We start from the raw sequence: 13,949 nt of genomic DNA, 5'->3' as shown, positions 1-13,949 counted from the left end.
CGTCCTTTCTTCGTGAGTGCTGACGTCAGAAGCCGTTACTGAATTTTCGCCCAGGTCTGGCTTTTGCAGATCAAGCCACCTGCGACGCAGCCAGACAGGCTCATCCGGTCGCCTGAAACGCTGGCCTTGCCGTTGTAAATCTTGTCGTTGGCCGGGCGCCAAACCTGTCCGCTATATTCGCCGTTGCCCTGCGGCGCCATGTTGCGAACGATTTGTTTGCCGATATTGGGCGACTGAGTTTCTGCCCCGTCCTTGAACGTGCGGCTGATCGTGCCGCAGAATGCACCGCCACAGGGGGCAATCGTGACATAGGCGAAAGACCCCTCATCGGGTTGGGTTTGCCAAACGCCCTCAATCGGGTCGGCGGCAGCAGCGGTGCCTGCAACGGCCAAAGCTGCGGCGATAATGAATTTGCGCATGGATCCTCCTCCTCAGGATATCGACGATGCTGCGCATCAGTTTTTCTTCTGGCAAGTGTGACGTAGGGTCGAACCCTTCCGTTTCCTGATTTCACATGGCAAAGGGGGCGCAGAACCCATCCAGCCAATGAGCTTGCCATGATCCTCTATCCTGCCATCGACCTGAAAGACGGCAACTGCGTGCGCCTTTTGCGCGGAGAGATGGAGGCCGCGACCGTGTTCGGCACCGATCCCGCGGCGCAAGCCCGTGCGTTTCAGGATGCAGGGGCGGAATGGCTGCATCTGGTCGATCTGAACGGGGCCTTTGCGGGTCATCCGGTCAATGCCGAAGCGGTCGAGGCAATCCTGGCGGCCATCACCGTGCCCGCGCAGCTGGGTGGCGGCATCCGCGACATGGCGACCATCGAAAGCTGGATCAACCGGGGGCTTAGCCGTGTGATCCTTGGCACCGTTGCGGTCGAAAATCCCGGTCTGGTGCATCAGGCCGCCAAGGCGTTTCCGGGCAAGATCGCGGTCGGCATCGATGCGCGCGGCGGCAAGGTTGCAACCCGTGGCTGGGCAACCGAAACCGACGTGATGGCGACCGATCTGGCCCGTCAGTTCGAGGATGCGGGCGTTGCCGCCATCATCTACACTGACATTGATCGTGACGGCGCGATGCAAGGCCCCAATATTCCGGCGACCGAGGCACTGGCCCGCGCGGTCAATATCCCGGTCATCGCATCGGGTGGCGTCTCGTCCATGGACGATCTGCGGGCGCTGGATGCAACGGGCGTGATCGCAGGTGCGATTTCGGGCCGGGCGCTTTATGATGGCGCGATTGATCTGGCCCAGGCTTTGGCGCTGTTGAAGTAAACCAAAGCCAGCTTGCCGGTCATCGGCAGGCGGCTTAAATTCAGATCAGCCCGCGTGAAGCCAGCCAACACCCTGTGGCTACAAAGGGATTGCAGATGCCTCCGTCACGCCGAGATATCGTTGCCGGGTTGACCATGGCCGCCACCAGCGGTCTGGCCACGAAGGCCAGAACCCAACCGGCACCGAAACTGGCGCGGATCATCGACGATCCGCGTGCCAGCAGCTTTGACATCGGCCCTGACGGCAACGCATGGCGCGTGCTGGTGGGGCTGCCGGACGTCCCTGCCCCGCCCGAAGGGTATTCGGCCATCATCGCCACCGACGGCAATGCCAGCTTTCCCGGCCTGTGGGACGGGCTTCAGGCGCTTGCCCCCGATGCGCCTGTCGTGCTGATCGGCGTCGGCTATCCGACCGACTACACGATCGACACCGAACGCCGATGGTTCGATCTGACCTCTCCCGGCCAACCGCCGCAATCCATGACAGAGCGGATGATGAACAAGGGACAGGATCGCAAGACGGGCGGACGCCGTGCGTTTCTGGACATGATCGCAGACAGCATCCTGCCCGCAGTCAATCAGCGCGTCCGCCTGAACATGCGCGACCTGACCCTTTATGGGCATTCGCTGGGCGGTCTGTTCACCCTGCATGCACTGTTTACCCGGCCCGAGGTTTTCGCCCGCTATGTCGCATCGGACCCGTCCGTGTGGTGGAACAATGGCGAGGCGCTACGCGAAGCTGCCGCCTTTGCAGGTGGAACCAGGGCGGCGGGCGGCAGTCTATCCCCGCCCCTCCGCCTGTTGATCGCACGGTCTGCCGCGCTGTCGCCCGACAACCGACTGCAATCGGTGCCTGCGCTGGTGGAAATCCTGCGCGACATCGACGGGTTGGAGGTGATTTATCAGCCCTATCCCGACGAAACCCATGGCTCGCTGGCCGGGGTCATGCGCGATCAGGTGCTGTTACTGCATCTGGGAAGGTTAGCAGGCTGAACGCGGCCAATCAGATCTGGCGTTCGGGCATCTGCACGACCAGACCGTCCAGCGCATCCGTGACCTGCAACTGACAGGTCAGGCGCGAACGCTCGGGGTCGGGTTCATAGGCGAAGTCCAGCATGTCTTCTTCCATCGGATCTTTCGCAGGCAGCTTTTCGATCCATTCCGGGGCGACATAAACGTGGCAGGTCGAACAGGCGCATGCCCCCCCGCAATCGGCGTCGATGCCGGGAATGCCGTTGTCGCGCGCACCCTCCATCACCGTCATGCCGGGCTTGACGTCAACCTCGTGCCGGGTTCCGTTATGCTCGATATAGGTGATTTTCGCCATGGCTCGTTTCCTTTGCTGCGCAAGGCGAAATAGGCCATTGCGCCCGGATTGAAAAGGGGCGGCCCGTGCTGGACCGCCCCGTTAACGCATCAGCAAAGCGTAATTACTTCTCGCCCACGGGCAGCGCGACAAAGCGCGGCTCGCCGTTGCGGCGGATCAGCACCAGCAAGGATTTGCGACCGGCGTCACGGGCCTGCGCGATGCGATCATTCAGGTCCGACAGCGAGGCGACCGGCTGCTGCCCTGCTTCGGTGAGGATATCACCGGGCATCAGACCCTTTTCCGCCGCTTCGCTTTCCGCGTTCACTTCCTGAACGACCAGACCGGTGGTGTCACGCGGCAAGCCCATATCCGCCACGATTTCAGGCGTGATCGGCACAAGGGTCATGCCCAGAACCTCTCCGCCGCTTTGCTGCCCATCTGCATCAGGTCCGGAATTTTCATCGCCGGTGCCTTCGGCCGTCTCGCGACGGCCCAGCGTCACGTTGAGTGTTTCAGGGCCACCTTCGCGCTGAACCACGACGTCCACGGCCTCACCCGCAGGGGCCTCGGCGACACGGCGCACCAATGAGCGGGTGTCCGCGACATCCTGACCGTCAAAGCTGATGATGATGTCACCCGACCGCATGCCTGCGTCCCGGGCTGGGCCCTCCGGCACATCGGTGACCATCGCTCCGCTCTCGGCGGTCAACCCAAGCGCCTCGGCCATATCGGGCGTCACATCCTGAATTTTGACGCCCAGCCAGCCGCGACGGGTTTCACCGAACTGTTTCAGCTGATTGACCACGCTGGAAACGACATTCGACGTCATCGAGAAACCGATCCCGATCGAGCCGCCATTTGGGGACAGGATCGCGGTATTCACGCCAATCACTTCGCCGTTCAGATTGAACAGCGGACCGCCCGAGTTGCCCCGGTTGATCGCCGCGTCGGTTTGCAAATAGTCATCATAGGTGCCCGACAATTCACGGTTCCGCGCCGAGACGATCCCCGAACTGGCCGAGAAGCCCTGCCCCAACGGGTTGCCAAGCGCCAGCACCCAATCCCCCACGCGGGCGTCATTGGAGTTGCCGAACTTCACGAAAGGCAGCGCATCTTCGCTTTCAACCTTCAGCAACGCGACATCGGTATTGGGGTCTGTGCCAACCACTTTGGCAGGCAGGGTTTCCCCCGAATAGAACTCGATCTCGATTTCATCCGCGCCTTCGATGACGTGGTTGTTGGTGACGATATAACCATCGGCCGAGATCACGAAGCCCGAACCAAGCGCGTTCGAGCGCTGCGGCATTCCGGGGCCGCCCTCGCCGGGCATGCCGGGGAAGCCGAAGTCGCGGAACAGGTCCGAGAACGGGCTGCCTTCGGGGAAGGTCGGCCCTTGGCCATTGGTCGGCTGCGCCACGACAGCGGTTGTGGTGATATTCACCACTGCGGGGGCGACCTGTTCAACCAGATTGGCAAAGCTGTCGGGCATCACCTGCCCCGGGATGGCCGGCGCGGTCGCGCTAAGCGGTTCGTTGTTATTGGCGGCTTCTTGTGCCCGCTGGCTGGCTTCGGGCGAGACATCTTCTTGCGGCTGTGCTTCTTGCACCTGCTGCGCACCTGCGATGCCAAGTCCGACGGTCACAGCCAATGCCGAGGCGGTCAGCAAATACCGAGGAGAAAGCGACTTCATGCTGGGATTCCTCATCTTTCTTATTTTTCCCCGGCCTTAACCAAGCCGGGAATGGATTTGATCTGAATTGAAAATAGGCACGAGTTGCAAATAAACCACGCTCTCGCCGGGTGAACTGATCGTGACTTTTGTTACGACAAGGGGCGAATGTTGCCATTCGCCCCTTTTATCAATCAGTTCGCTGCAGGTGCATTTTCTTGCGGCTGCTCATCTGGTGCTGCTTCCGCGTCGGTCGCCGGGGCCTCTGCAGGTGCCTCTGCTGGCGTTTCTGCGGGCGTTTCTGCGCCTTCAGACGGCATCACATCGGATTCCTGCTGCGGCGGCGTGACAAGACTTTCCGGCACGGGCGTCAACTTGACACCTGCGGATTCGCCAAGCGGGTTCCCCTCGCGGTCGGTAACTTCTGGCGTCACCAGCTCCTCAGCATCCGCATCTCTCGCCGACGCGGACGGCGTCGATGTTGATGCCGAATTACCAGCCGGAACCGGTGTCGAGGGCGGGTTGGCCTGATCGGACCCGTCATTGCGCAGATAACTGAAGAATTCGCCATCCGGGCGCATCACCATCGAACTGTTCTGCCCTTGCAACGCACGTTCATAGGACTGCATCGAGCGGGTGAAGGCGAAAAATTCGGGATCGCGGCCAAAGGCGTCGGCATAGATCGCGTTCCGTTGGGCATCCGCTTCACCGCGCACGATTTCAGCGCGCTTCTGCGCCTCGGACGTCAGTTCGACCACGGTTCGGTCGGCGGCGGCGCGAACGCGCTGTGCAGCCTCGCCACCACGGGCGATTTCATCCGCAGCTTCCCGTTCGCGTTCGGCCCGCATCCGGGCATAGGTCGCCTCGAGGTTCTGCTGTGGCAAGTCGGTGCGGGTCAAACGGACGTCGATGACTTCCACACCAAGGCCTGCTGCGTTGCGACGCGCCTCATCCCGGATCTGGTTCATCAGCGAGGTCCGGTCGTCAGACAGCACCGCCGTCGACGGCACCGTGCCAAGCGTATCGCGAATGGCGTTGCTGACAATCGGCTCCAAACGGCTTTGCGCGACTTCGATACCGCCCGATCCGACGGCCTGACGGAACGCCCGCAGGTTACTGATCCGCCACCGGGCAAAGGCATCCACGACCAGGCGACGATCATCGGCCGGGGTGACTTCCAGCGGCGTGGTTGGCAGGCCCAAAATGCGGCCGTCGAATTTTTCGACATTCTCGATCAGCGGCAACTTGAAGCCGATGCCCGGGTCTTCCTTTTCGGTGACGATTTCACCGAACCGCATGACAAGCGCCTTTTCGCGTTCGTCCACGATAAAGACGGACAAGGCGACCAAGACACCGACGACGACAACCACGGCAAGGGCGAGGGTTGAACGAATGCTACTGCTACTGGCGGCCATCAGTTATTCCCTCCGGTCGAATTCGTGTTGGCTCCGCCCTGGCGACGCAATTGGTCCAATGGCAGATAGGGCACGACGCCGCTTCCCTGCCCGTCCACACTGCCATCAAGGATGACCTTGTCGATACCGCCCAGAACATTCTCCATTGTTTCCAGATACATCCGGCGACGTGTCACATCCGGCGCCTTGACATATTCTTCGTAGATCGAATTGAAGCGTGCAGCCTCACCTTCGGCCGTGTTGACGGCTTCGGCGCGATAACCTTCGGCCTGTTCGACCGCCGCCGCAGCATCACCGCGTGCCTGTGCCAGAACGCGGTTGGCATAGGCATCGGCTTCTTTCTCAAGCCGGTCACGTTCCTGTTGTGCGGCCTGAACCTCGCGGAAGCTGTCGATCACCTGACTTGGCGGGTCCGCGCGGGCAAGGTTCACACGGATGACGTTGATGCCTGATTCATACGCATCCAGCGTTTGCTGAACCGATGTTTGCAGATCATTGCCGATCGCGCCCCGGTCCCGGTTCAGGATCGGGCCCAGTTCGCTGCGGGCAATAATGTCGCGCATCGAGGATTCGGCCACGGCACGCACGGTGTCACCGGGATCGGCCAGATTGAACAGGTATTTTTCCGGATCGCTGATGTTCCAGACAACCTGATATTCCATTTCCACGATATTCTGGTCGCCGGTCAGCATCAGACCGCTGTCATCTGACCCTTCACCGCCCGTCCCGATCTCGGTCACACGTTCGTTGGTGGTCGGGATGACTTCGGCGGTTATGACGGGCCAAGGGGCAAAGTTCAGACCTTCGCCACGAACCGCGATTGATCTGCCGAACAGAAATTCGACAGCCTGTTCGTTGGTCTGCACGCGGTAAAAGCTGGAAAAGGCCCACAGGCCGATCAGCACCAAACCACCGATCATCACGGTCGAACGGGTCACCTTGAACCCGCCACCGGACCCGCCAGGTCTGCCGCCGCCATTGCCATTCCCGCCGCCGCGACCGCCCATCAGAACGCGCAGACGATCCTGCCCCTTCTTCATCAGCTCTTCGATCTCGGGCAGTTGCTGCTGGCCGCCATTTCCGGGCCGACGTTGTCCCTTTGGTGGCTGCTGATCCCCCCAAGGACGGTTGGACGGTCGCTTATCGCGATCCTCGTCGTCTCCTCCGCCGCTTCCGCCGCCGCCCCAAGGGCCCTGATTTGCCATATGTTCGACCTTCTTTCCGTCGTTAGAATATCTTGTCTGAAACTGGGGCCGGGATGAAAAATGTCAACCCATCCACGGTGTTGTCAGAGGTGTTGCCCTGCGACATGTAGCCGCCCGGACCGATCCGCCTATTCGCCATCCTTGGGCTTGCGATACCGCAGCGTCGGCTGCCGCATGGTGACCAATTCTTCCGCTGCCGTGGGATGGACCGCCATTGTGGCATCGAATTGCGCCTTTGTCGCGCCCATCGTGATGGGAATCGCGGCAAGCTGGATCATCTCACCCGCTTCGGGACCAAAGATGTGGCAGCCCAGAACCTTGTCGGTGTCAGGATCGACCAGTAGCTTCATCATCATCCGCGCATCCGAGCCGGCGAACATCGACCGCATGGGCCGGAACACCGTCGCATAGACATCGACATCACCGCGTTCCTTGGCCTGCTCCTCGGTCAGGCCGACGCTGCCCAATTCATGCGGTCGCATGTAGACCGCGCTGGCCACGTTTTCGTGGCTGACCTTGCGGGGCTTGCTGCCAAAGATGGTATCGGCAAAGGAATGCCCTTCGCGGATCGCAACCGGGGTCAGATTGATGCGGTCGGTGACATCACCCACGGCAAAAATCGACGGGACCGAGGTCTGGGACCATTCGTCCACCTCGATCGCGCCATTGCCTTTCAGCCGGACGCCCGTGTTTTCCAGCCCAAGCCCCTTGGTATAAGGCGCCCGACCGGTGGCAAAAAACACCGCATCAAAATGGTCCGTGACACCGTCGTCAAAGGTGACGGCAATCCTGTCGCCGTCCTTTTCCAGCTTGGCCGGCGAGACGCCAAGGCGCAGATCGACACCCATGTCGGTCAACTGCTGACTGGCCATGTCACGGGCCTGACGGTCAAACCCGCGCAGCACGGCATCGCCACGATAGGCCAGCACCGTTTCTACGCCCATCCCGTTCATGATGGTTGCAAATTCGCAGGCGATGAAGCCGCCGCCGATCAGCAGAATTCGACGCGGCAACTTGTCCAGCAGGAAGATCTGGTCCGAGATCAGGCCAAGCTCTTTGCCGGGAATATCGGGAACCGAGGGACGACCACCCGCCGCGATCAGGATATATTTCGCCGTCTTGCGCGTGCCATCGGCCAATTCGACCGTATGGTGATCGACTAACGTGGCGCGTTGGAAATACAGATCGACCCCTGCCTTTTCCTGACCCGATTTATAGACCTGTTCCAGCCGGTTCAGTTCCGCGTCCAGCTTTTCGCGGAAGATGTCCCAGCTGAAATGGCCCGTATCGGCCTGTGTCCAGCCATAGCCGCGCATTTCCTCGGCCATCAGCGGCGCGTTCGAGGCAAAGACCATCAGCTTTTTCGGCACACAGCCGCGAATGACGCAGGTGCCGCCCAGACGGCTTTCCTCGGCCAGACCCACCCTGGCGCCATATTCGCCCGAGGCGATCCGCGCGGCGCGAACACCGCCCGAGCCGCCACCGATCACGAACAGATCATAGTCGAAAGTCACGAGATCACTTCCCTTCGCCGATCAGCATATCGGCATCAATATCGGCTTCGCGGTCCAGTTCGACAACCGTGCCATCAGGTTTCCCGATGATCGCCTTGCTGCACATGCCCAGAAACAGACCATGTTCGACAACACCCGGAATCGCCGACAGGGCACGCGCCAATGCAACCGGATCGGGGATGATCCCCATATGCAGATCAAGGATCCAGTTGCCTTCGTCCGTCACCCAAGGGTCGCTGCCCTTCAGACGCTGAAGCACGTCGATCTGCCCCAGATCAAGACGATCCAGCGCCCGGCGGATCAGTTTGCGCGTGGTTTCAAAACCGAATTGCAAAACTTCGACCGGCAAGGGAAAGGCGCCAAGCTGATCGACGACCTTGTTCGGGTCGGCAATAACCACCATGCGATCGCTGGCTGCTGCGACGATCTTCTCGCGCAGATGCGCGCCGCCACCGCCCTTGATCAGGTGCAGATCGGGGTCAATTTCGTCGGCGCCATCAATGGTCAGATCCAGCCAGCCGATTTCGTCCAGCGTTTCAATCTTGATGCCAAGGCTTTCGGCCAGATCGGCGGTTGCCTGTGATGTTGCGGCACAGCGCAGCTTCAAGCCTTCGGCCTGAATGCGCCTGGCCAGTTCCTGCACCATCACATTCGCGGTCGAGCCGGTGCCAAGGCCCAGCCTCATGCCGTCCTCGACCAAGGCCACAGCGGCTTTCGATGCGGCAAGTTTGGCGGGATCTGGTTGTGTCGTTTGCGACATCTGCGGCTCCTGAGAGATGGGTCAGCAGGTGTATATTGGATGGCTGCCAAAAGGGCGAGACAGAACTGCCCCCAAATGCGGCCCTGATAGCGCCAGCACGCGGGATTAGTCGGCGCGTGATAACGACAATGCAATCAGGCCGGCAGAAAACAGGCCAACCAGCACAAGAATACCGGCACCGATCAGGTCCAGCCAGCCCTTGGCCGCCAACGCCATGCCGATTGCCACAGCGGCGTAGGTGATCAGCGGCGCGACCAGCCAGAAATGCAGGTTGCGCCACCTGCCAGTCACAAGGCCGAAGCCGAGTTGAAACGCGGCCAGCCCCGCCAGCGGACTTAGCCAATTCAGGACGATTGCGATATTTGCGTCACCATCCGGACCGAACAGGTTCTGAACCGACAGTGTCAGGACAAGATAGGCTACGCCCGCACCGATCACAAAGGTAGCCGCGTAGGCAATCAGTTCAGAAATCCTTACTTTCCCAGACATTTTTCCATGTATCCTGTTCAGACCTGACTTGCGACACTCTCGGGCAGGATCACCGTGAAGGTGCTGCCCTTGCCCTTTGCGCTGTCAATCCGCAACCGTCCGCGGTGCCGGTTGATGATATGCTTGACGATCGCCAAACCCAGACCAGTCCCGCCCTGCGCGCGTGCACGATGCGTATCGACACGATAGAACCGTTCAGTCAAACGTGGCAGGTGCATCCCGTCGATGCCGTCGCCGCGATCCAGGATATCAACCGCCCAGGCGGGGCCGCGCAACAGCGGCTCGTAATCGATCCGGCGCATCCGCACGCCAAGATAGCCGCCCGATGATCCATATTTCAGCGCGTTTTCGATCAAGTTCTGGAAAACCTGAACAAGCTGGTCCGGATCGCCCAGCAGTCGCTGACTATCCGATATGCCCTCGACCTCGATCACCACCTGCGCCGCTTCGGCGGTCGGGGCCATTGTCGCCACCACACCGCGCAACAGCTTTGGCAGATCAACCTCGGTCGTGGGGCGGCGGCGTTCTTCGGATTGCACGCGGGTCAGCGACAACAGTTCACTGACAAGACGGTTCATCCGGGCCGCCTCTCGCTCCATGATGTCCAGAAAGCGGTCGCGGGCCTTTTCGTCATGCCGCGCGGGACCGCGCAAGGTTTCGATAAATCCGATCATCGCGGTCAGCGGCGTTTTCAGTTCATGGCTGACATTGGCGACGAAATCGCGGCGCATCTGTTCGGCCTCTTCCGCGATCGACAGGTCAAGAACCGCAATGGTTGCGCCCTTGCCGATTGCAACAGGCAGGGGTGCCACGGTAATTTCGGCGACAACTTCGCGACCATCCGCACCGATCTGCGCCCGCATCGTCGCGATACCCTCGGGTGGGGTGCGCATCGCCGGATCAGGCAGGGGTGCGCTATGCTTGTCGGCGTCCAGAACCCAATCCACAGCCTCGACCACGGCGGGATGGCGCAGGATTGTGACAAAGGGACGATTCAGCAGATCGCGGCCAAACAGCGCCTCGGCCGCCGCATTCGCGGCGATGGTCCGGGCCGACGCGTCAACCGCCAGCATCGCCACCGGCACACCATCCAGCATCCCGGCGATCCGACGCTGCAGGTCGCGTGTCATTCCGCCACCATGCGCAACCCCGAACGAAAGCGGGCGGCATTGTCGCGGTAATTCTGGGCCGATTTCAGCAGGCCGTCGCGGGCGCTGTCGTCCAACATGCGGACAACCTTGCCCGGTGCGCCCATAACCAAGGCGCCTGCGGGAATTTCCTTGCCTTCAGCGATCAGGGCGCCTGCGCCAATCAGGGCACCCGCGCCAATTTTCGCGCCGTTCAGGATCGTCGCGCCCATTCCGATCAGGGCGCCATCGCCAATCTGGCAGCCATGCAGGATTGCCCTATGGCCAATCGTGCAATTCGCACCGACGGTCAGCGGATAGCCGATATCTGTGTGAAAGACACAATGATCCTGAACATTGCTGCCACGACCGATGCGGATTTCTTCGTTATCCCCCCGCAGCACCGCCGCCCACCAGACCGAGGTTTCGGCTTCCAGCACAACGCGCCCCATCAGTTGCGCATCCGGTGCAACCCATGCGTCGGCGGCGATTTCGGGGCGGATACCGTCAAGTTCCCAGATCATTGCTTCTGCTCCTCGGCCATCAGGTTTTTCACAAAGGCGCCCAGACCTGCGCGGCGGTCACGACGCAGGCGTTCGCCCGTCAGAATCGCACGCAACTGGCCCTCGGTTTCATCCAGATCTTCGTTTATCAGAACATAATCATATTCGGCCCAGTGACTGATTTCAGCGCGGCTTTTCGCCATCCGGCCCGCGATCACCTCTTCGCTGTCCTGGCCCCGCGTGCGCAGACGCCGCTCCAACTCTGGCAGCGATGGCGGCAGCACGAAAATCGACACCACATGCCCGCCAAGGGCCGAGGCGCGAATCTGTTGCCCCCCCTGCCAATCCACGTCGAAAATCGTATCGCGCCCTTCCCGCATCGCCTGTTCCACCGGTCTGCGCGGGCTGCCATAGAAATTGCCGAACACCTCGGCATGTTCCAGCATCTGATCGTCATCAACCAATGCCCTGAATTCGTCTGGTGTGGTAAAATGATAGTGTTCGCCATCGATTTCGCCCGGCCGGGGGGGGCGCGTCGTCGCAGATATGGAAAATCTGAGCGAAGAATCCCAATCCATCAGCCGTCGTGCCAGTGTCGACTTACCCGCCCCCGATGGCGAGGACAGGATGACCAGCAACCCGGTGTGATCCATTGGTTTTCCCTTTTTCTTGCGATGTTTTGACAGGGGATGGACCAGCGGAACCAAGCGGTCAAGACCAAGCTGCAGCGACCCAGACCTTGCATTTAAGTGACGGTGACCAAGTTTCTTAACCATTCATTAGGAAACGACTCGGCTTGCGTACCTAAAACATCGTATGGTGAAGTATGTTTTAACGTTGAGATGGCGACCTGCTGTTTTGCAGAGCCGCTTGGTTTGATTGGGTGAGGGTTTGCCTTTTGTCTGACAACTATTTCGAAGACGACTCCATTACCCAAGCGCAGTTCCGCTCGGCTGATGTATTGCGTCTTTCCGATTTTGATCCGCATGCCCCGTCGAAAATCATCGCCGAGCTGAAAGGCTATTGGCAGACGTTGTGCCGTGGCCGGGCGATCCCGCACCGCGCCGATATAGAGCCGCGCAACATCAATATTGCGCTGGATTATTCCTTTATTCTTGAACGGATGGCCCCCGGTGCCGCACGCTTTCGTCTTGCGGGCCGCCATCTGATCGACCTGATGGGGATGGAGGTTCGCGGCATGCCGCTGTGCGCCGTGCTGAACCCCAATTCCCGCGGCCGTCTGTCGGACGTATTGGAAGCCGTTTTCAAAGCCCCGCAAATCGCCGAGATGGACCTGTTTGCCAAGGCCGAATACGGCCGCCCCGAGATGCGGGCGCGCCTGTTGCTGATGCCGCTGAAATCTGATCTGGGCGATGTGACCCGCGCCCTTGGCTGTCTGGTCTCGGAAGGCCGTGTTGGCATGGCGCCGCGTCGGTTCGACCTGGTCAGCGACAAGATGTTGCCGATTATCGAGGGCGGCAAGACGCTGGCGCCCTCGCCCTCTGCCGAAAACAGCTTTCTGACCAAACGCCCGACGCGCAACGCAACCTCGATCTATTCCCAAATTGGGGATGTTGCGAAAGTGCCTGTAATTTCGCAGGCGCATGCAGTCGAGATGCAGCCCGACTCGCCCGAAGGGCGTCGCGCCCTGTTCAAGGTTGTCGCGATTCAGGATCGCATGACCACGCCTGACAAGTCGCGCTAAACGGCATCCCGTTGCCAGCGATACATCAGGCCGGGCGCCGGACTTTGCCGCGCTTTCGAGGAAATCATCTCCCTGGCTATGGGCTGAAACCCGATCCTCTCCAGAATTTTCTGTGATGCGATATTTTCGGCGAACACGTCCGCCACCATTTCCTGGGGATCAAAGCGCGCCTTGATTTCCTGCATGAAGGCCTGTGCCATTTCCTGCGCCAGCCCCTGTCCAGCCGCCGCCGGGTCCAGAAAGTAAAAGATTGCAGGCGGCTGGCCATCACTGATTCCGATTGAACCGACGACCTTGCCTTGATGGCGGGCGACCAGTCGAATAGGCGGCAGCAAGGCATCGGTGGCCAGAATGTTTTCCGCCTCGGCCAGTGGCATGCCGGGATAGAATCGCAACAACATTTGCGCGACCTGCGGCAGCGTCACGATGCGGTAGAGGTCTGGCAAATCCGCGCGTTGATAGGCGTCAATGACAAGCCGGGGCGTTGTCAGGCGAATGCCGTGCAGACGCGCGAAATCGGTGCGCGTCAATTCCATCGATACAATGTCGACTTCGGTTCCGCGCGCCTCGGCCCGGATTCTGGACTGACCCACTGGCTGAAAACCCAGGCTGGACAACAAGGCCGCGGATCGTTTGTTCCCAATCATGTAGCGTGCATGACAAATCGACGTGCCAGCCCGGAACTTGCGTGTCAGCGCCAGAACGGATGCGCGGCAGGCGATGTCTTGGCCTTGATATTTCGGCGCAACCCAAATCCCGAAACTGCCATTTGCACGAACGGTGCCCGCAAACATGCCATCAACCCTGATCGCGTATTCCGCGTCGGATACCCCGGCAACATAGTCGCGGGCATGTTGTTCCAGATAGGGCCATGGCGGCGCGCTCAACCACTGCGCCACCTGCCAATCCGACATCGCGGCAGTGATCGCCTGCACGTCAAAGCTGCGGGGGCGATCCAGAAGAACCCGCGCCGCTGTCAT

Annotated in this window: 15 protein-coding genes; 3 read left to right on the top strand and 12 right to left on the bottom strand. The window is 60.6% G+C overall.

The window, feature by feature from the left end; all coding sequences use genetic code 11:
• Nucleotides 1–35 precede the first annotated feature (35 nt).
• Nucleotides 36–419, bottom strand: coding sequence for a DUF2147 domain-containing protein (locus H4P12_RS02020; protein WP_187791910.1), 384 nt, complete (start codon nucleotides 417–419; stop codon nucleotides 36–38).
• 138 nt (nucleotides 420–557) lie between these two features.
• Here H4P12_RS02020 and hisA point away from each other — a divergent pair, with 138 nt between their 5' ends.
• Both hisA and H4P12_RS02010 read left to right on the top strand, forming a co-directional pair.
• On the top strand, nucleotides 558–1,274 hold the full coding sequence (gene hisA / locus H4P12_RS02015) for a 1-(5-phosphoribosyl)-5-[(5-phosphoribosylamino)methylideneamino]imidazole-4-carboxamide isomerase (protein WP_187791909.1): 717 nt from the start codon (nucleotides 558–560) through the stop codon (nucleotides 1,272–1,274).
• 95 nt (nucleotides 1,275–1,369) lie between these two features.
• Entirely contained in the window at nucleotides 1,370–2,266 is an 897-nt protein-coding gene (locus tag H4P12_RS02010; protein ID WP_187791908.1) for an alpha/beta hydrolase, read from the top strand.
• 10 nt (nucleotides 2,267–2,276) lie between these two features.
• Here H4P12_RS02010 and H4P12_RS02005 read toward each other — a convergent pair whose 3' ends face one another.
• The 10 genes from H4P12_RS02005 to gmk all read right to left on the bottom strand — a co-directional run bounded on the left by H4P12_RS02005 (nucleotide 2,277) and on the right by gmk (nucleotide 11,917).
• Complete coding sequence (locus H4P12_RS02005) at nucleotides 2,277–2,600, bottom strand: 2Fe-2S iron-sulfur cluster-binding protein (protein WP_187791906.1); 324 nt, start codon at nucleotides 2,598–2,600, stop codon at nucleotides 2,277–2,279.
• Nucleotides 2,601–2,703: 103 nt separating this feature from the next.
• The gene (locus H4P12_RS02000; protein WP_187791905.1) at nucleotides 2,704–4,272 is read right to left on the bottom strand and encodes a Do family serine endopeptidase; all 1,569 of its coding nucleotides are present in this window, start codon (nucleotides 4,270–4,272) and stop codon (nucleotides 2,704–2,706) included.
• A 173-nt stretch (nucleotides 4,273–4,445) separates the two neighbouring features.
• Nucleotides 4,446–5,666: a protease modulator HflC gene (hflC, locus tag H4P12_RS01995; RefSeq protein ID WP_187791903.1), complete on the bottom strand. Its 1,221-nt coding sequence runs from the start codon at nucleotides 5,664–5,666 to the stop codon at nucleotides 4,446–4,448.
• Nucleotides 5,666–6,871 (bottom strand): FtsH protease activity modulator HflK, encoded by a 1,206-nt coding sequence (gene hflK, locus H4P12_RS01990; RefSeq protein WP_187791902.1) that lies wholly within the window; start codon nucleotides 6,869–6,871, stop codon nucleotides 5,666–5,668. The genes hflC and hflK overlap by 1 nt, the downstream gene beginning before the upstream one ends.
• Before the next feature lie 128 nt (nucleotides 6,872–6,999).
• On the bottom strand, nucleotides 7,000–8,385 hold the full coding sequence (gene gorA, locus H4P12_RS01985) for a glutathione-disulfide reductase (RefSeq protein WP_187791901.1): 1,386 nt from the start codon (nucleotides 8,383–8,385) through the stop codon (nucleotides 7,000–7,002).
• 4 nt (nucleotides 8,386–8,389) lie between these two features.
• Nucleotides 8,390–9,145 carry a ribose-5-phosphate isomerase RpiA gene (rpiA, locus tag H4P12_RS01980; RefSeq protein WP_187791900.1) on the bottom strand — a complete coding sequence of 252 codons (756 nt, stop codon included), beginning with the start codon at nucleotides 9,143–9,145 and terminating at the stop codon, nucleotides 8,390–8,392.
• A gap of 105 nt (nucleotides 9,146–9,250) precedes the next feature.
• On the bottom strand, nucleotides 9,251–9,634 hold the full coding sequence (locus tag H4P12_RS01975) for a hypothetical protein (protein WP_187791899.1): 384 nt from the start codon (nucleotides 9,632–9,634) through the stop codon (nucleotides 9,251–9,253).
• 17 nt (nucleotides 9,635–9,651) lie between these two features.
• Entirely contained in the window at nucleotides 9,652–10,764 is a 1,113-nt protein-coding gene (locus H4P12_RS01970; RefSeq protein ID WP_187791898.1) for a sensor histidine kinase, read from the bottom strand.
• Nucleotides 10,761–11,285: a gamma carbonic anhydrase family protein gene (locus tag H4P12_RS01965; RefSeq protein ID WP_187791897.1), complete on the bottom strand. Its 525-nt coding sequence runs from the start codon at nucleotides 11,283–11,285 to the stop codon at nucleotides 10,761–10,763. The genes H4P12_RS01970 and H4P12_RS01965 overlap by 4 nt, the downstream gene beginning before the upstream one ends.
• Nucleotides 11,282–11,917, bottom strand: a complete 636-nt coding sequence (gene gmk, locus H4P12_RS01960; RefSeq protein WP_187791896.1) for a guanylate kinase — start codon at nucleotides 11,915–11,917, stop codon at nucleotides 11,282–11,284. Before gmk ends, H4P12_RS01965 begins: the two co-directional genes overlap by 4 nt.
• Before the next feature lie 245 nt (nucleotides 11,918–12,162).
• On the opposite strand from gmk, the gene H4P12_RS01955 reads away from it, so the two are divergent.
• A complete protein-coding gene (locus H4P12_RS01955) occupies nucleotides 12,163–12,969 on the top strand; it encodes a PAS domain-containing protein (RefSeq protein ID WP_187791895.1) in 807 nt (268 codons plus the stop codon).
• Here the strand turns inward: H4P12_RS01955 and H4P12_RS01950 are convergent.
• Complete coding sequence (locus H4P12_RS01950; RefSeq protein WP_187791894.1) at nucleotides 12,966–13,949, bottom strand: GNAT family N-acetyltransferase; 984 nt, start codon at nucleotides 13,947–13,949, stop codon at nucleotides 12,966–12,968. The genes H4P12_RS01955 and H4P12_RS01950 overlap by 4 nt on opposite strands.

Origin of the sequence: Paracoccus amoyensis, from assembly GCF_014490725.1 — a bacterium.
GTDB classification, from domain to species: domain Bacteria; phylum Pseudomonadota; class Alphaproteobacteria; order Rhodobacterales; family Rhodobacteraceae; genus Paracoccus; species Paracoccus amoyensis.
This window is presented reverse-complemented; position numbering and strand designations above follow the sequence as displayed.